At 57.8% G+C, this 17,816-nt stretch carries 15 protein-coding genes and 1 pseudogene; 8 read left to right on the top strand and 8 right to left on the bottom strand.

The features are described 5' to 3' along the window. The first annotated feature begins 99 nt into the window (after window positions 1–99). From plsB to ACIQYF_RS09780, 4 genes and pseudogenes are all read left to right on the top strand, one after another. Window positions 100–2,595: a glycerol-3-phosphate 1-O-acyltransferase PlsB gene (gene plsB, locus ACIQYF_RS09795; protein ID WP_402860192.1), complete on the top strand. Its 2,496-nt coding sequence runs from the start codon at window positions 100–102 to the stop codon at window positions 2,593–2,595. 148 nt (window positions 2,596–2,743) lie between these two features. Further along, window positions 2,744–3,133 (top strand): hypothetical protein, encoded by a 390-nt coding sequence (locus tag ACIQYF_RS09790; protein ID WP_402860189.1) that lies wholly within the window; start codon window positions 2,744–2,746, stop codon window positions 3,131–3,133. Between the two features lie 176 nt (window positions 3,134–3,309). Beyond that, window positions 3,310–3,708 carry a YbaY family lipoprotein gene (locus ACIQYF_RS09785; RefSeq protein WP_402860186.1) on the top strand — a complete coding sequence of 133 codons (399 nt, stop codon included), beginning with the start codon at window positions 3,310–3,312 and terminating at the stop codon, window positions 3,706–3,708. Window positions 3,709–3,786: 78 nt separating this feature from the next. Further along, window positions 3,787–3,894 (top strand): annotated as a pseudogene (locus ACIQYF_RS09780) (DUF4197 family protein); the annotation flags it as partial. A 68-nt stretch (window positions 3,895–3,962) separates the two neighbouring features. Here ACIQYF_RS09780 and ACIQYF_RS09775 read toward each other — a convergent pair. Together ACIQYF_RS09775 and ACIQYF_RS09770 are read right to left on the bottom strand one after the other, a co-directional pair. Continuing rightward, a complete protein-coding gene (locus ACIQYF_RS09775) occupies window positions 3,963–7,028 on the bottom strand; it encodes an efflux RND transporter permease subunit (RefSeq protein ID WP_402860183.1) in 3,066 nt (1,021 codons plus the stop codon). A 5-nt stretch (window positions 7,029–7,033) separates the two neighbouring features. Next, window positions 7,034–8,134, bottom strand: coding sequence for an efflux RND transporter periplasmic adaptor subunit (locus ACIQYF_RS09770; protein WP_402860180.1), 1,101 nt, complete (start codon window positions 8,132–8,134; stop codon window positions 7,034–7,036). Window positions 8,135–8,224: 90 nt separating this feature from the next. On the opposite strand from ACIQYF_RS09770, the gene ACIQYF_RS09765 reads away from it, so the two are divergent. Next, the gene (locus tag ACIQYF_RS09765; RefSeq protein ID WP_402860177.1) at window positions 8,225–8,863 is read left to right on the top strand and encodes a TetR/AcrR family transcriptional regulator; all 639 of its coding nucleotides are present in this window, start codon (window positions 8,225–8,227) and stop codon (window positions 8,861–8,863) included. Between the two features lie 147 nt (window positions 8,864–9,010). Here the strand turns inward: ACIQYF_RS09765 and ACIQYF_RS09760 are convergent, their stop codons facing one another. Beyond that, window positions 9,011–9,799, bottom strand: a complete 789-nt coding sequence (locus tag ACIQYF_RS09760; protein WP_402860174.1) for a class I SAM-dependent methyltransferase — start codon at window positions 9,797–9,799, stop codon at window positions 9,011–9,013. Between the two features lie 92 nt (window positions 9,800–9,891). On the opposite strand from ACIQYF_RS09760, the gene ACIQYF_RS09755 reads away from it, so the two are divergent. Then, window positions 9,892–10,512: an energy transducer TonB gene (locus ACIQYF_RS09755; RefSeq protein WP_402860171.1), complete on the top strand. Its 621-nt coding sequence runs from the start codon at window positions 9,892–9,894 to the stop codon at window positions 10,510–10,512. Here ACIQYF_RS09755 and ACIQYF_RS09750 read toward each other — a convergent pair. The 5 genes from ACIQYF_RS09750 to ppc all read right to left on the bottom strand — a co-directional run bounded on the left by ACIQYF_RS09750 (window position 10,509) and on the right by ppc (window position 16,184). Continuing rightward, entirely contained in the window at window positions 10,509–11,378 is an 870-nt protein-coding gene (locus ACIQYF_RS09750) for a DUF72 domain-containing protein (protein WP_402860168.1), read from the bottom strand. The genes ACIQYF_RS09755 and ACIQYF_RS09750 overlap by 4 nt on opposite strands. Before the next feature lie 4 nt (window positions 11,379–11,382). Further along, the gene (locus ACIQYF_RS09745) at window positions 11,383–11,679 is read right to left on the bottom strand and encodes a hypothetical protein (RefSeq protein WP_402860164.1); all 297 of its coding nucleotides are present in this window, start codon (window positions 11,677–11,679) and stop codon (window positions 11,383–11,385) included. A 161-nt stretch (window positions 11,680–11,840) separates the two neighbouring features. Then, window positions 11,841–12,524 (bottom strand): tRNA (adenosine(37)-N6)-threonylcarbamoyltransferase complex dimerization subunit type 1 TsaB, encoded by a 684-nt coding sequence (gene tsaB / locus ACIQYF_RS09740; RefSeq protein WP_402860161.1) that lies wholly within the window; start codon window positions 12,522–12,524, stop codon window positions 11,841–11,843. A gap of 96 nt (window positions 12,525–12,620) precedes the next feature. After that, window positions 12,621–13,268, bottom strand: a complete 648-nt coding sequence (gene adk / locus ACIQYF_RS09735) for an adenylate kinase (RefSeq protein WP_402860158.1) — start codon at window positions 13,266–13,268, stop codon at window positions 12,621–12,623. Between the two features lie 285 nt (window positions 13,269–13,553). Further along, window positions 13,554–16,184, bottom strand: coding sequence for a phosphoenolpyruvate carboxylase (gene ppc / locus ACIQYF_RS09730; RefSeq protein ID WP_402860155.1), 2,631 nt, complete (start codon window positions 16,182–16,184; stop codon window positions 13,554–13,556). Window positions 16,185–16,452: 268 nt separating this feature from the next. Between ppc and ACIQYF_RS09725 the strand changes: the two genes are divergently transcribed. After that, window positions 16,453–16,866 carry a DUF4398 domain-containing protein gene (locus ACIQYF_RS09725; RefSeq protein ID WP_402860152.1) on the top strand — a complete coding sequence of 138 codons (414 nt, stop codon included), beginning with the start codon at window positions 16,453–16,455 and terminating at the stop codon, window positions 16,864–16,866. Between the two features lie 66 nt (window positions 16,867–16,932). Beyond that, window positions 16,933–17,712, top strand: a complete 780-nt coding sequence (locus ACIQYF_RS09720; protein WP_402860149.1) for an OmpA family protein — start codon at window positions 16,933–16,935, stop codon at window positions 17,710–17,712. Window positions 17,713–17,816 lie beyond the last annotated feature (104 nt).

Here is a 17,816-nt window from a genome sequence, read left to right as displayed (position 1 = left end):
AATCAATATTAGTTCGCCGCTTTTTTGCCGATTTTCCAGAGATACGGCACACTACCAGCCCGAGCAAACGCTCGTTTTATCCACTAATGCAGAAGCCGTATGACCCGCTCCCCATTCCACCGTCTTGTATTTGGCGCCCTTCGTCGCTTGCTGTACCTGTGGGTACGCTCGGAGACGATCAATCAGTCGTCCTTATCCTTGAATCTGGATCGCAGCCGACCGGTGTTCTACGTCCTGCAATCGCCTTCCATCACCGAATTGGCGGTGGTCGACGCTGAATGCACCAAAGTGGGCTTGCCTCGTCCGGTATTACCCGTGGCTGTAGGCCCCATGATCGAACCTGCCGCGTTCTTCTACCTGACCCCCGAGCCCGATTGGCTGGGCCGTCAGGACAAACGCGGCGCACCCCCGACCTTGACCCGCCTGGTTGATGGTTTAACGCAACACCCGAGTGAAGATGCACAAATCATTCCGGTAAGCGTGTTCTGGGGCCAATCACCCGACAGCGAGTCCAGCCCCTGGAAGCTGCTGTTTGCCGATAGCTGGGCGGTCACCGGGCGTCTGCGTCGCCTGTTACGCATCCTGATCCTGGGTCGTAAAACCCGCGTGCAATTCTCTGCACCTATTCACTTGCGTGAATTGATCGACCTCAATAAAGGTCACGAACGCACCGTGCGCATGGCGCAGCGGATTTTGCGTGTGCACTTTCGTAACCTCAAAACATCAACCATTGGCCCCGACCTGTCGCACCGTCGCAACCTGGTCAAAGGCCTGGTCAATGAGCCCTCCGTTCGCCAGGCCATTGTCGAAGAGGCTGAGCGCGAAAATATCACCCCGGAAAAAGCCAAGGCCCTGGCGCTGCGTTACGCCAATGAAATTGCTTCGGACTACACCTACACCGCCATCCGCTTTTTTGAAGTGATCCTGAGCTGGTTCTGGAACAAGATCTACGACGGGGTCAAAGTCAATCACATCGAGGGGGTGCAGAACGTCGCGCAAGGCAATGAGATCATCTATGTACCGTGCCACCGCAGCCATATCGACTATTTACTGCTGTCTTACCTGCTGTTTCGCAACGGCCTGACCCCGCCGCACATCGCAGCCGGGATCAACCTCAACATGCCGGTCATCGGCCGTTTGCTGCGCCGTGGGGGGGCCTTCTTCATGCGCCGCACGTTCAAGGGCAACCCGCTGTACACCTCGGTGTTCAACGAATACCTGCACACCTTGTTCACCAAAGGTTTCCCGGTGGAATACTTCGTTGAAGGCGGCCGCTCGCGTACAGGACGCATGCTGCAACCCAAAACCGGAATGCTGGCCATCACCCTGCGCAGCTTTTTGCGTTCATCGCGCACACCGATTGTGTTCGTGCCGGTGTACATCGGCTACGAACGCGTACTCGAAGGCCGTACATACCTGGGAGAACTGCGTGGGGCGAGCAAGAAGAAGGAATCGATTTTCGATATTTTCAAAGTCATCGGCGCCCTCAAGCAGAAATTTGGCCAGGTCGCGGTCAACTTTGGCGAGCCAATCAAACTGGCTGATTTTCTTGATCAGGAACAACCGAACTGGCGCCAGCAAGTACTGGCGCCGCTGTACCGGCCTGAATGGCTGAACGCGACCACCAACCGCCTTGGGGAAAAAGTCGCTCAACACCTCAACGAAGCCGCTGCGATCAACCCGGTCAACCTGGTGGCGCTGGCCTTGCTGTCGACTAGCAAGCTGGCACTCGATGATCGGGCCATGGCTCGGGTACTGGATTTATACCTGGCCTTACTGCGCCGCGTGCCTTACTCGCCGCACACGACCTTGCCGCAGGGTGATGGCCGGGCATTGATCGAACACGTCAAAGACATGGATCTGCTCTCGGAGCAAAGCGATGCGTTGGGCAAAGTCCTTTATCTGGACGAGCAAAACGCAGTCTTGATGACGTATTACCGCAACAACGTGCTGCATATTTTTGCGTTGCCAGCGTTGCTCGCCAGCTTCTTCCAAAGCTCGTCGCGCATGACCCGCGAGCAAATCCTGCGCTACACCCGCGCGCTGTATCCGTACCTGCAATCGGAACTGTTTATCCGCTGGTCGCTGGAAGAACTGGATGGCGTGGTCGATCAATGGCTTGAGGCTTTTGTCGAACAAGGATTACTGCGTTTCGAAAATGACATCTACCTGCGCCCGGCCCCGAGCTCGCGGCACTTTGTACTGCTGACGCTGTTGTCCAAAAGCATTGCGCAAACCCTGCAACGCTTCTACATGGCTATCTCGCTGCTGCTCAACAGCGGCCAGAACACCTTAAGCAGCGAAGAGCTGGAAGATTTGTGCACCATGATGGCCCAGCGTCTGTCGATCCTGCACGGGCTTAACGCCCCAGAATTCTTCGACAAGAGCCTGTTCCGTCACTTCATCGAAACATTACTTGAACAGGACGTGCTCAAACGTGATGAGAACGGAAAGTTGAGCTACCACCCATTGCTCGGCGAACTGGCCGAAGGCGCAGCGAAGCGCGTATTGCCGGCCGAAATTCGCCTGTCTATTCGTCAGGTAGCGTTGCATCGCAGTGAAGATGCTGCCGATCAACCCGATATTGTCGGATAAAAGCTGATTCGGATCAGGACACGTCCTCAAAACTGTACTGAAGCGTCCCGAACTGATTTGAGTGTTGAAACTGTCGCTAGTCTTGGGTGTGTGCCGATTTTTTCGGCACAACATTCATTTTTAGAACACGCAGATAAGGACATCTCAAATGACTCAACAGAACAACACCGACATAAAAGACCGGCAGAATATCGCGCCGACAATCGACAGCAGCGGCGTTCATGGCGGTAACGGCATCAAGCCAACCACCGACAGCGGCGGTGTTCACGGTGGCAACGGTATCAAGCCAACCACCGACAGCGGCGGTGTTCACGGTGGCAACGGTATCAAGCCAACCACCGACAGCGGCGGTGTTCACGGTGGCAACGGCATCAAGCCAACCACCGACAGCGGCGGTGTTCACGGTGGCAACGGTATCAAGCCTTCTACCGGTAGCTTCGGTGTGTCCGGTGGGATCAGCACCAAGCAAAACGAAGACAAGGCGGTGATCACAATTGAAACTGACCGGCTCAAGCTGTCGATCTACGCTCCTCTCTAAGCACTGACTTAGAAACTGCCTTTGCCTTACTGCCGGTTATCTCGGCAGTAAGGATCACTTCGCTGTTAAGTACTTTCACACCAGGCAATGCCGCCTAAACCGAACTTCATTGTTAGACTCCTCTCAATTTCTTCTGCATGACGCCTCTTATCAGAGATAAATACGGAGTTTCTCTCATGAAAAAAATCCTTTTGCTCAGCCTTACAGCCCTGCTCGGAGCCTGCAGTTCAATGAACTCGACCCCGCAAGCCGCTCTCGACGGCGAAGTGTATTACCTGCAACGCATCGCGCTGCCACCGACCGCGACCCTTGAAGTGAGCCTGCAGGATGTATCGCTGGCTGATGCACCCGCCATTACCCTGGCCAAACAAAGTGGCCCGATCAAGGGCCAGGTGCCGCTGCCGTTCCACCTGACGTATGACCCGGCCGAGGTCAAACCTGGCCACACCTACGCGGTGAGCGCGCGAATTGAAGAAGACGGCAAGTTGCTGTTTATCAGCACTGAGCGCAACAGCGTTGACCTCAATGCCAAGACACTGCAACCCATCCGTTTGCGTGTGGATCAAGTTCGTTAATGTGACGCCCCAAGAGTCAGGAAGCGCCCAAGGCTCCGATTCGCCGGTTTTTGCGCGGGCTTGCTGATGTCGGCTAACGCCCTGGATGGCGTGTTCGAAATGATGGGCAAGCAAAAAGAAAGCATCCGCCAAAACCCGGCCGCTGCGGCGACCCTTTTGGCGAAAAAGGTGTTGGGAACACGGTAAGCAGCCCCCTGCCTGGAGATCTTTTTAAAAGATCGCGAGGTAGGGGGCGGTTACTCAAAGCCCTTGCTTTAGACCTTCTTCACTTTGAACCATGCCGCGTACAACGCCGGCAAGAACAGTAAGGTCAGCGCCGTGGCCACGATCAGGCCCCCCATGATCGCCACCGCCATCGGTCCGAAGAACACGCTGCGTGACAACGGGATCATCGCCAGCACCGCCGCCAGCGCGGTCAGCACAATCGGCCGGAACCGACGTACCGTCGCTTCAATAATGGCCTGCCACGCATCCAGCCCCGCCGCTCTGTCTTGCTCGATCTGGTCCACCAGGATCACCGAGTTGCGCATGATCATCCCGGACAAGGCAATCGTGCCGAGCATCGCCACAAAGCCAAAGGGTTTGCCGAACATCAGCAAAAACAAGGTGACCCCGATCAACCCTAGCGGCGCGGTCAAGAACACCATCGCCATGCGCGAGAAGCTGCGCAGTTGCACCATCAGCAACGTCAGCACCACCACGATAAACAACGGCACACCGGCTTTAACCGAGTTCTGTCCGCGCGTGGAATCTTCAACCGTACCGCCCACTTCCAGCAGATAACCGTCGGGCAATTGGGCACGAACGTCTTCCAGCGTCGGAAGAATCTGTTGCACTAAGGTCGCGGGTTGTTCTTTGCCGTAAATATCCGCACGCACCGTCACCGTCGGCAGGCGATTTCGGTGCCAGATGATGCCTTCCTCAAAGCCATATTCCAGGGTCGCGATTTGCGACAAGGCCACGCTTTGGCCATTGTCCGTTGGTACCGACAGGCTCGGCAGCAACGACAATTCGGTGCGTTCCTGCGAGGTGCCGCGCAACAGGATTTCGATCAACTCGTTGTCCTCGCGGTATTGGCTGACCGTGGACCCCAGCAAAGTACTTTGCAGAAAGCGCGACAGGTCGGCCGTGCTCACGCCCAGCGCCCGCGCCCGGTCCTGATCGACATTGAGGTACACCACTTTGCTTGGTTCCTCCCAGTCCAGGTGCACGTTCACCACGTGCGGGTTATTGCGCACCTTAGCGGCCACTTTACGCGCCAGTGCCCGAACTTCTTCGATGTGTTCGCCGGTGACCCGGAACTGCACCGGATAGCCAACCGGCGGACCATTTTCCAGGCGCGTGACCCGCGCACGAACGGTCGGGAATTGCTGGTCCAGGGTATCAATCAGCCAGGTGCGCAGGCTTTCACGGTCTTCGATAGTCTTGGCCAGCACCACAAACTGGGCAAAGCTGGCGGCCGGCAATTGCTGGTCCAGCGGCAAGTAAAAGCGCGGCGAGCCGGTGCCCGCGTAGGCCACGTAGTTCTCGATGCCAGGGTGATCCTTAAGCAAGTTTTCGAGCTGTTTGACCTGCTCCGTGGTGTTACTGAGCGATGCGCCTTCGGCCAGTTTCAAATCGACCATCAACTCCAGTCGACTCGACGCCGGGAAGAACTGCTGCGGCACAAACTTGAAGAGCACCACCGAGCCCAAAAACAGTAACACCGTCAGCACTATCACGGTTTTGCGGCGGCGTACGCACCACTCCACCAGCCGTCGAACGCGCTGATAAAACGGCGTGCCGTAGGGGTCCAACGCACCGTCACCGGTGCCGTGTTTAGCGGCATGAATCTTCGCCAGATCCGGTAACAGCAACGCGCCCAGGTACGGTACAAACACCACCGCAGCAATCCACGACGCTACCAGCGCGATGGTTACCACTTGGAAAATCGAGCGGGTGTACTCACCTGTACTCGACTGCGCCATGGCAATCGGCAGAAAACCGGCAGCCGTAATCAGTGTCCCGGTAAGCATCGGAAAAGCCGTACTGGTCCAGGCGAAACTGGCCGCCTTGAGCCGGTCGTAGCCTTGCTCCATCTTGATCGCCATCATTTCCACAGCAATGATCGCGTCGTCCACCAGCAACCCCAGCGCCAGCACCAGCGCGCCCAGCGAGATTTTGTGCAAGCCGATGCCGAAGTAATGCATGGCCGCAAAGGTCATCGCCAGCACCAGCGGAATGGTCAGCGCCACTACCATCCCGGTGCGCACACCGAGGGAGAAAAAGCTCACCAGCAATACAATCGCCAGAGCTTCCACCAGCACCTGGACGAATTCACCCACACTGGTTTTCACTGCTGCCGGTTGGTCCGAGACTTTGGACAAATGCATACCGGCCGGAAGGTTCTTCTGTAACCGTTCAAACTCGGTTTCCAGCGCCTTGCCCAGTACCAGAATGTCGCCGCCGTCCCTCATTGCGACAGCCAGACCAATCGAATCCTGGCCCATAAAACGCATGCGCGGCGCGGGCGGATCGGTAAAACCACGGCGCACATCGGCTACATCGCTGATGCGCAGCGTGCGCTCCCCGACTCGAATCGCAAAACGCTCAATCTCTTCAACGGTTTTGAAATTGCCGGTGACACGCAATTGCACGCGCTCGGTCGGCGTCTCGAAGAAGCCCGCCGTCGACACCGCATTTTGCTCTTGAAGGGCCTGTTGCACCGCCGCCAGCGGCAAGCCAAGGGTCGCCAGTTTGAGGTTGGAAAGCTCGATCCAGATTTTTTCGTCTTGCAGGCCCAGCAACTCCACCTTGCCGACATCCTTGACCCGTTGCAGCTGGATCTGGATGCGGTCGGCGTAGTCCTTGAGTACCGCGTAGTCGTAACCATCACCACTCAGGCTGTAGATATTGCCGAACGTGGTGCCGAACTCATCGTTGAAAAACGGCCCCTGAATATCAGGCGGCAAGGTCTGGCGAATGTCGCTGACTTTCTTGCGTACCTGATACCACAGCTCAGGCACTTTAGAAGCGTCCATCGAATCGCGGGCAATAAAGGTCACTTGCGACTCGCCAGGGCGCGAGAACGAGACAATGCGCTCGTACTCACCCGTTTCCATCAACTTCTTTTCGATGCGCTCGGTCACCTGGCGCGAGACTTCTTCGGCGGTGGCACCCGGCCACAGCGTACGAATGACCATGGCTTTGAAGGTGAACGGCGGATCTTCGCTTTGTCCTAATTTGGTGTAGGAAAGTGCGCCGACAATGGCCAGCAACAGCATCAAGAACAGAACGATCTGGCGATTGCGCAGTGCCCAGGCGGAAAGGTTAAAACCCATCGGGATTACTCCTTCACCGCCACATTGATCGTTCGGTTGGAACGGTCAATCGGTCGCACCTCCTGGCCTTGATGCAATACATGCACGCCAGCGCTGACAATCCAGTCAGTGGCCTTGAGGCCTTCGAGCACCGGCACACTGTTTTCACCGAACGGCCCGACACGGACAGGCACCTGCTCCAGCTTGTTGCCCTGGCCGACGCGCCACACATAGGTCGCGCCATTTTCTGCGCTCAAGGCCGATAACGGCACCGACAACGGAGCGGCGCCTTCACCTGGAATAAAGACCCGGGCACTTTGCCCCAGTTCAGCAGGCACCTTGCCCGCTTCGAAAGCGATACGGGCTGCAAAGGTGCGCGACTTTGGATCAGCCGAAGGTGAAAGCTCACGAATCCGCCCGTTGAAACGCTGACCCGGTTGTGACCACAGTTCAACAGAGACCGGCAAACCGATCTTGAAGCGGCCAAAGGCTTGTTCCGGCAAGCTGATCAACACTTCACGCTCGCCATCGGCGGCCAGGGTAAACACCGTCTGTCCCGCGGCGACCACCTGCCCGACTTCCACCTGGCGTTGAGCAATCACGCCGTCTTGCGGCGCTCGCAACACTGCATAACTGGCCTGATTGCTGGCCACGTCCTGCTCCGCCTTCAGTTGCTGAAGCTTGGCTTCACCGGAGCGATAGAGGTTTTCGGCGTTATCGAACTGCGAACGGCTGACCATTTGGCGGTCGAGCAAGGTTTTGTAGCGATCACGCTCGGCGCGCACCAAATTCAAGTTGGCCTGCCCCGCCGCGACCTGAGCTCGGGTGGCCTCCAACTGCAGGCGCGCGTCTTGGGGGTCGAGTTCAGCCAGTGGCTGGTTAGCCTTGACTCGCTCACCTTCGTCCACTAGACGCTTGGTCACTTTGCCGCCGATACGGAATGCCAATTGCGGGTCAAATCGCGCCCGCACCTCGCCTGGATAGCTTTGCGACGCCAATGCCGAAGGCTGCGGTTGAACCACCATGGCCGGGCTGATCGAGACTTGAGCAGGCTTTTCCTGCCCACATGCCGATAACAAAAACACCAGACACACAGGTAAAGCGCGGGGCAAGGCATGGCGCAACATGGAGATGACCTTTCGCTAATAGGGCTTGGAATATTTATACTGGGCGGCATGTTATTAATACCAAACTCACCAGTCCAGTAATAAACGGAAATGTCCGACAATCCTTTACTCCCCAATGCCCTCGGGCGCCCCAAAGACATGGCAAAACGCCAGTCCATCCTTGATGCGGCCAAATCCCTGTTTTTGAACAAGGGCTATGCCAGCACCAGCATGGACGCGGTCGCGAACCTGGCCGGGGTATCCAAACTGACGGTCTACAGCCACTTCACCGATAAGGAGACGCTGTTCTCCTCAGCGATCCTGGCCAAATGCTCTGAACAGTTACCGGAATTGTTTTTTGAGCTGCCCAGCGGCGTGCCCGTTGAAACGGTGTTGTTGAACATTGGCCGGGGCTTTCAGACGCTGATTAACAGCGAAGAGTCGGTGAACCTGCATCGACTGATGGTGACCCTGGGCAGTCAGGACCCGAAGCTCTCGCAGATATTCTTCGAGGCCGGGCCGGAGCGGTTGGTACACGAGATGGAGGGTCTGCTGAGCAAAATTCACCAAACGGGAGCACTGTGCATTGAGCGACCGCATTACGCGGCGGAGCATTTTTTTTGCATGCTCAAGGGCTCACCCAACTTTCGCTTGTTGTACGGCTACGGCGGGCTGCTGACGCCGCAAGAGGCCGACGCGCATGTGCAGGAGGTGGTGAGCGTATTTATGCGGGCTTATCGACCCGCCTAAGCTTCGTCAACGCTCACTGAAATCTGTCGTGGGCGCTGCCGAAGACGGTGATCTTTTGATCTTGAAAATCAAGAGATCACCGCCTTCGACAGCTCCCACACTAGATCGCGTCGATCAAATCGTCAGCAAGAGAGGGATTTACAGCGCTTAAGGCTTCAGCGCTTTCTTCGGGTAAATATCATAGCGGCTTGATTTGCCGTCCAATGCATGACTCGGTTTAGGCCCGGCAATACACGGTGCTTTGCGCGGGCGCTTTACCACGACCCGATGCGTGGCCAACGCCAATGCAGCTTCCAGCAAGGCTGGCGCGTCGTTGTCATCCCCAACCAGCGGCCGGAACAGGCGCATTTCTTTCTTCACCAGGGCAGTTTTCTCACGATGCGGGAACATCGGGTCGAGGTAGATCACCTGCGGCGCCTCGCCCTCCCAATTGCGCATCACGTCAATCGAGTTGCCTTTGAGCAAGCGCATGCGCGACACAATCGGCGCCACGTCAAAGTCATCCAGGCCACGGGCCAGACCGTCTTCGAGCAATGCGCCAATCAACGGCTGGCGCTCGACCAAGCTCATCTCACACCCCAGGCTTGCCAGCACAAACGCATCCTTGCCCAACCCCGCCGTGGCGTCCAGCACGCGTGGGCGCACGCCCTGCTGGATACCGACCGCCTTGGCAATCATTTGCCCGGTGCCGCCACCAAATAATCGACGGTGGGCCGCGCCGCCTTCAACAAAGTCGACCCGCACCGGGCCGGGAGCATCCGGGCCAAGCTGTTGCAGTTGCAAACCCTGGGGGCCGACTTGCAAGGCAAATGCAAAGTCAGCCCCAGGCTCGGCCAAAGGCAGCCCCAGGCGCTCAGCCCATTGCTCGGCCAAGGCCTGATAAGCCTCCTCCAATGCCTCGACGTTGATACGACTGCCCGCTGGTTGCTCAATCATCTAAAACACGCTCAAAAATTTAATGATCGGCAAACGCTGCCGATAAATGAAATATCCGGCATTTTGCCAGAGCTGGGCGTCGACCGAGAGCTATGTCAGACATTCATTGCACATCCATCGGCTTTATCGCACCTATTGGCGACTTTGGCCGACACAATTCGCAGATCACAGGCAGCGTCAATCACCTGTGGAAGGACGTCTATGCCCAGGCACTGGCAGAACACTCCTCGACTGACGAATATGCGGCTATCGAGACGGGCGCCGCGCCCTTGGATGAAAACGCCGAGCCCACAGGTGGCAGTGATCTGTTGAGCCATATCGTGACTCAGCGCCATTGCGAGGTGCAGGACACCGAGCTGAAGCCGCCTCAAGCACTGTTTTTGCCGATTGCCGAATTCGAGCTCGATTTGCTGCCGCCAACAGCGCTGCTCTTCCCGCCCGAAGACATCGCCCAACAACAACACCAGCAGGATTTCAACAACACCTGGATTCGCCCGCGGGTGATGGCGCAAGGTCATCCGCTGCCTGAGCCTGGGCCAGCGCCTGAGCCACGTCCATTGCACCTGCCGATTGCCGAGTTTGAACTGGATTTGCTCGACAAACCCGCCGAGCCATTTGACGCCATGACCTTGATTGAACAGCAACACGCGCTGGACTTTGACTTGGCCTGGGCCCGCCCTTTGATCATCAACAACCTGCGGATGGCCGCTTAAAGCAGTCCCAATTGCTCGCTGGTTTGCGGCTGATGCAACTCAGCCAGGGCCGGCAGCCCCGGCAAGCGCTCACTCAACTGCTGATGAAAGCGCCTTGCCAACTCCGGCGCCCGATGGTTGTCCGGGGTGTGCAAAAACACATACGGGGTGCGCCCTTCTTCGATCCAGCCCGCGACTTTTTCAACCCAGGGTTTCAAATAAGGGTCATTGGCTTCCAGCTCCGGACGGCCGATAAAGCGCACCTGCGGGAACTGGGTGAACGCTGCCGGGCGCGGGGGCACTTTGGGCTTTTTCGATTGTGCGTGCAGGACTGCCGGATCTCTGGAGGTGCAACTGAACAGCGCTCGAGAATCCAGGCAAATGCGCTCAACCCCACGCGCCCTCAACAAGCGATTGAGCAAACGCTCGGCATCGCCCTTGGCAAAAAACTCCGGGTGACGCACTTCAACAGCCAACGGGCGCTCCAGAGCGTCTATAAAGCTCACCAGCTCGGCCAGACGCTGTGGGCTGAAGCTCGCAGGCAGTTGTAGCCAAAAGGGCGCTACACGCGCTCCCAACGGTTTTAATAGCTGCAGGAAATTTTCGACGGCCTGGGTTTGCTCGCGCAAATCGCCGCCGTGGCTGATCTCACGCGGGAACTTGGCGGTGAACCGAAAGTGTTCGGGCAGGCTTTGCGCCCAACGCTCGACCGTGGCCGGTTTGGGATTGGCGTAGAACGTGGTGTTGCCTTCGACAGCGTTAAAGACCTGCGCATACAGGCTCAAAAATTCCGTTGAGTGGGCATTCTGCGGGTACAGGCCTTCGCGCCAGGCGTTTTCACTCCAGGACGGGCAACCGAGGTAATACGGGAGTTGGGGGTCAGTCATGCCGTCAAATGTACAGGTCTAGCCCCAGCACTTCTATTTCCCAATCGACAAAACCGGCGGTCGTCAGGTAGCTGGCCAAGGCGCTGGCAGCGTTTTTGCTCATGCCGCGCTGGAAGATCATGTCTTGCGAGCGCACGGGCAATTGACTGATACGTTCACTGGAAGGCGCTGGGCGAGCGGCTTGCGGCGCACGTTCAGACACCGCCTCGCTGTCGTCCACCGCCTCATCAACCTGCACCTTACCTTTGCGAGGCTTGCGCTTGATGGGGTAGGACTGAGAGGGAAAGCCGTCTATGCGCATGGCTGCATGCTCTGTAGCGATAGTGGCAATTTAACTGCGTTAGCGCGACTAAGCAAATAACTGAACCCAATGCCTGTAGCCGCTGCCACCGGTTGCGATAAGAACCGAAGGGCCTTCGTGCGCCCCCCATCGCAGCCTGCGGCAGCGGCTACAAAAGCAGATCAAGCGTTACGTTCGGCTTTTGTAGCCGCTACCTTGTCGCGCAGGTACACCGGCTGGGCGTTGTCGGCGGGGATGGCTTCGCCTCGCTCCCAGGCGAAGCGCGCCAGGGTCAGCAAGTCTTCTGCGTGCGGCAGCATGCCTGCGTCCAGTGCATACGGCTTGACGCTCAAGCGCTCGGCGTATCCCCAGCCCGTGCCCGCGCCAAACCATTCACCGCTGGCACCGTTCGGCAAACCGGCAGCTTCTGGCGCCAATACGGCTTCAACGCCTTGCAGGCACATTTCACCAGCCTGCTCGCGGTAGCAGCCCCAATACACTTCATCCATGCGCGCATCAATGGCCGACGCCACTTGGGTCGCGCCGTGCTCGCGGTAGGCGCGCTGGGCCAAGACGGCCAGGTTGGAGATCGGCAATACCGGGCGCTCCAGCGCAAAGGCCAGGCCTTGCACCACGCCAATGGCGATGCGCACGCCGGTAAAGGCCCCCGGCCCGCGACCGAAGGCAATCGCCTCGACCGCCGATAGCTCAACCCCAGCCTGGGACAGCAGTTCTTTGATCATCGGTAACAGCTTTTGCGCATGCAGGCGCGGGATCACCTCGTAGTGGCTCGTGACCTTGCCATCGTGCAGCAAGGCAACAGAACAAGCTTCAGTCGCGGTATCCAGGGCCAGCAAGGTGCTCATCGGTGTTCCCGTCAGAATCAGAATTGAAAAAAAGTGCAGCAGTATAAACAACAACAGCCCGCAAGCGGGCCGTTGTCAAACGTCAACATCGACTTATCAGCTCAGTGCTTCAAGCACTTTGGCAGTGATCGATTCAACCGAGCCAACGCCTTCAACGTGGCTGTACTTCGGTTTGCCTTGGGCGGCAGCCAGCTTCTGGTAGAAGTCCACCAGCGGCTTGGTTTGCGAATGGTAGACCGACAGGCGGTGACGAACGGTTTCTTCGGTGTCGTCTTTACGCTGCACCAGGTCTTCGCCGGTCACATCGTCTTTGCCTTCAACCTTTGGCGGGTTGTAGACAGTGTGGTAAACGCGGCCCGACGCTTCGTGCACACGACGGCCAGCAATACGCTGAACGATTTCTTCGTCTTCAACTGCGATTTCCAGCACGTGATCCAGCTCAACGCCATTTTTTACCAGCGCTTGAGCTTGAGGAATGGTGCGTGGGAAACCGTCAAACAGGAAACCGTTAACGCAGTCCGGCTGAGCAATGCGCTCTTTAACCAGATTGATGATCAAATCGTCAGAAACCAGACCACCGCTGTCCATCACGCTTTTAGCGATCAGGCCCAACTCGGTGCCGGCCTTTACGGCTGCACGCAACATATCGCCAGTGGAGATTTGCGGGATGCCAAATTTTTCAGTGATGAACTTTGCCTGAGTACCTTTACCGGCCCCGGGAGCTCCCAGCAGAATTACGCGCATCGATGTGCTCCTCAATTTTTTATTTAAATGACAACAGACTCGCCTCTTTGGGCCAATCTCAAAATCGGGTGATGGCCGCATAAATGGCCAAGGGCTGATCAAGATACACAGCAGGCCCGGACCACACAAGCAGGCCAAAGTAGGATTAATCAGTGGTAAACCCGCCCTTGCGACCCGGTGTCACAGGTCGCAACCCCGCCACAAACTGTCGCGCCAACGCGAGATCGAGCACAAAAAAGGCTCGTTGTTACGCACCCTGACGCGACACATGACCGACCCCAGCACTTAGCCCGTGTTACGCAAGCCCGCCGCGATCCCGGCCACAGTGACCAGCAACGCTTGTTCCAGAGGGCTGTCCTGGGCCGCCTCCTGACGTCGCGAACGCGCCAGAAGCTCGGCCTGCAACAGATGCAGAGGATCAAGGTAGGTGTTGCGCAAGCGAATGAACTCCAGGGTCTCAGGGCTGTGCGCCATCAGTTGCGACTGGCCGGTCAAACCCAATACCACGCTGCACGCCTGCGACAATAAGTCGCGTAACTGCGCACCCAAAGGCAGCAGATCCTGGCTCACCAAACGCTCGTCATAGAGCCGGGCAATATCGGCATCGGCTTTGGCCAGGACCATTTCCAGCATGTCGATACGGGTTCGGAAAAACGGCCACTGCTCGCGCATTTGCGCCAGCAGTTCGCCCTCACCACGCTCTAGTGCCTGGCTTAGAGCAGTTTCCCAACCCAGCCAGGCCGGTAACATCAGGCGGGTTTGGGTCCAGCCGAAGATCCACGGAATCGCGCGCAAGCTTTCAATTCCGCCGGCACGGCGTTTGGCCGGACGACTGCCCAACGGCAAACGGCCCAGCTCTTGCTCGGGGGTGGACTGCCGAAAATACTCGACGAACTGCGGGTTATCACGCACCACGGCACGGTAAGCCTTGACCCCGTCGGCGGCCAGTTCGTCCATCAGCACGCGCCATCCAGGCTCTGGAAGAGGGGGCGGCAGCAGAGTCGCTTCAAGCACGGCCGACAGGTATAGATTGAGGTTCTGTTCGGCGATGTCCGGCAGGCCGAATTTGAAGCGAATCATCTCGCCCTGCTCCGTGGTGCGAAAACGCCCGTCCACCGAGCCCGGCGGCTGCGACAGAATGGCTTCGTGGGCCGGACCGCCACCACGCCCCACGGTGCCACCACGGCCGTGAAACAACAGCAATTCGACTTGCTGTTCTCGACAGATATTGACCAGGTTTTCCTGCGCCCGGTACTGCGCCCAGGCCGCGGCGGTGGTGCCCGCATCCTTGGCCGAATCCGAGTAGCCGATCATCACTTCCTGCGGCCCATGCAAGCGTGCGCGATAGCCCGGCAGCAACAGAAGGCGCTCAATCACAGGCCCGGCATTGTCAAGGTCAGCCAGGGTTTCAAACAGCGGCACGACGCGCATCGGACGCTCAAGCCCGGCCTCTTTTAGCAGCAATTGCACGGCCAGTACGTCCGAGGCGGCACCTGCCATCGAAATCACGTAAGACCCCAGCGAAGCCCCCGGTGCAGCGGCCACTTCGCGACAGGTGGCCAACACTTCAGCGGTCTCGGCGCCGGGCTTGAAGTAACCCGGCAACAGCGGTCGCCGGTTGTTCAATTCGCGCATCAGGAAGATCAGCCGCGCATCTTCGTCCCAGTCTTCATAACGGCCCAGGCCCAGATATTCGGTGATTTCAGTCATGGCCGAGGTGTGGCGGGCCGCATCCTGACGCACATCGAGGCGGACCAGAAACAGGCCAAACGTCACGGCCCGGCGCAGGCAATCGAGCAGCGGACCCTGCGCAATCACGCCCATGCCACAGGCATGCAGCGAGTCATAACAGAGCTTCAATGGCGCCAGCAGATCCTGGTTGTCGCGCAACAGTCCCTCGGGGGCAGGCTGTACGCTGCTCAAGGAATTCTGCGCCCAGGCCCGGGTGATGCGCAGGCGTTCACGCAATTGCTTGAGCACCGCCCGATAGGGTTCGACACTCTCCCCCGCCACGGCCAGGAGCGCCAGCGTGGCCTGCTGCATCGATAAATCGGCGGCGAGCTTATCAATGTCGCGAAGGTACAAATCGGCCGCCATCCAGCGCGCAAGCAACAGCACTTCGCGGGTAACGCTGGCCGTGACATTCGGGTTGCCATCCCGGTCGCCGCCCATCCAGGAAGCAAATCGAATCGGCGCCGCTTCCAACGGCAAATGCAGGCCAGTGGCGGCGTACAAGGCCGCGTCGGTCGTGCGCATCATGTTCGGCACGGCTTGCCACAGTGAATGTTCAATGACCGCAAACCCCCACTTGGCCTCGTCCACGGGCGTGGGTCGGGTGCGGCGGATTTCTTCGGTGTGCCAGGCTTCAGCGATCAGCCGCTGCAAACGTTGTTCGATCCGCGACTTCTCGGCCAGGGTCAAATCACGATGGTCCTGGGCCGCCAGTTGCTCGGCAATGGCATCGTATTTCTGGATCAGGGTGCGGCGCGTGACCTCGGTTGGGTGCGCCGTCAGCACCAGTTCAATGTCCAGACGGCTGAGTTGGCGCGCCAGCGACTCGGCACCATGGCCTTCAGCCAGCAGCCGCCCGAGCAACGTCGGTAACACTTGAGATTCAAAAGGCTGTTGCTCGTCATCGTCGCGACGGTGAATCAACTGGTACTGCTCAGCGATGTTGGCCAGGTTCAAAAACTGATTGAACGCCCGCGCCACGGGTAACACTTCGTCATCGCTCAGGGCGTCCAGTATTGCGCTCAATTCCGCGCCCGTCGTACCACGCCGGTCATCCTTGGCGCCCTGGCGGATCCGTTCGATTTTGGCGAGAAAGGCTTCGCCGTATTGGTCACGAATCGTATTACCCAACAGCTCACCCAGCAGGTGAACATCATCGCGCAAGCGTGCATCAATATCGGTCATCAGCATTTCTCCAGCAGATTGCGGGGGGAGCTCTTACACCAAGAGTGCGTTGCAACGGCGGTCTGTGGCAAGACGTGCGCTAAGCAAACCAGCAATTGCCTCCTGACCAATCAGTCAGGAATATTTTAGGCAATTAGCCATCTTTTTTTTTGAACTATTCAAAATTCGTTCAGGTCACACCCTTTAACCATCACTGCTCGAACCTGTGTCCAATACTCCAGGTAACGCGAACGTTGTGATGGATATGATGTTTTTAAGGAGTTTCCTAATGGAGTTGAAGACCATGATGACCCGCACTGTCAAAACCACCACACCTCGCCTGCGCGGGCTGAAACTGGCTGCACTGGCGATCGGTACCAGCTTCGTTTTGGCCGGTTGTGCCGGCAACCCACCGTCCGAGCAATACGCCGTGACGCAATCGGCCGTGAATAACGCCGTAAGCGCTGGCGCTACCGAATACGCTCCAGTGGAAATGAAGTCTGCCCAAGACAAGCTCAAACAAGCTGAGCTGGCCATGCATGACAAAAAATATGACGAAGCCCGTCGCTTGTCCGAACAAGCTGAGTGGGACGCTCGTGTAGCAGAACGTAAAGCCCAAGCCGCTAAAGCCGAGAAGGCCGTTCAGGATGCTCAGAAAGCCGTTCAGCAACTGCGTCAGGAAGGCATGCGCGGCCTGCAGTAATAGCCGCCCCTCCTGGTACGCAACTGGCGACACAGCATTCCTAATCGATAGAAAGGACTAACTATTATGCGCAATACAGTATTGATCCCAGCCCTGTTGGCTCTGAGCGTTGGCCTGGCAGCGTGCTCGCACCAGCCAAACGTTAACCTGGAAAACGCCAAGACCAACTACTCGGCCCTGCAAACCAACCCTGAAGCCACCAAAGTTGCCGCTCTGGAAACCAAGGATGCTGGCGAGTGGCTGGATAAGGCTGAAAAGGCTTACCTCAACAAAGATGACGAGTCCAAGGTCGATCAACTGGCTTACCTGACCAACCAGCGTGTTGAACTGGCCAAGCAGACCATCGCCCTGCGCACCGCTGAAAACAAACTCAAAAGCGCCGGCTCCGATCGTGCTCAGGCACTGCTGGACGCTCGTGACGCTCAGATCAAGCAACTGCGCGGCATGAACGCCAAGCAAACCGAGCGCGGCACCTTGGTAACCTTTGGTGACGTGTTGTTCCAGTTCGGTAAATCCGACCTGCAACCCAACGCTCGCAACAACATCAACACCCTGGCCAACTACCTGATCCAGAACCCGGATCGCAAGGTAATTGTTGAGGGTTACACCGACAGCGTAGGTTCTGCTGCTTTCAACCAGACCCTGTCTGAGCGCCGTGCCAACTCTGTGCGTACGGCACTGGTCAAAGCAGGCGTTGACCCAAGCCGTATCGTGGCCCAGGGTTATGGCAAGGAATACCCGGTAGCCAGCAACGCTACTGATTCTGGCCGTGCTCAGAACCGTCGCGTTGAAGTGACCATCTCGAACGACAACCAGCCGGTTGCGCCGCGTTCGTCGATGCAGTGATGCGCTAAGTGTCTAGTCCTGAAATAGGTTTACACCCATTTCAGTCTCAAAACGCCCGATGCACCGCATCGGGCGTTTTGTATTTCAATGCCAGATGTGGCCGC

Source organism: Pseudomonas sp. NPDC096917 (assembly GCF_044762555.1).
Lineage (GTDB): Bacteria > Pseudomonadota > Gammaproteobacteria > Pseudomonadales > Pseudomonadaceae > Aquipseudomonas.
Note: the sequence above shows the minus strand (reverse complement) of the source record. Positions and strands in the feature narration are given on the sequence as shown.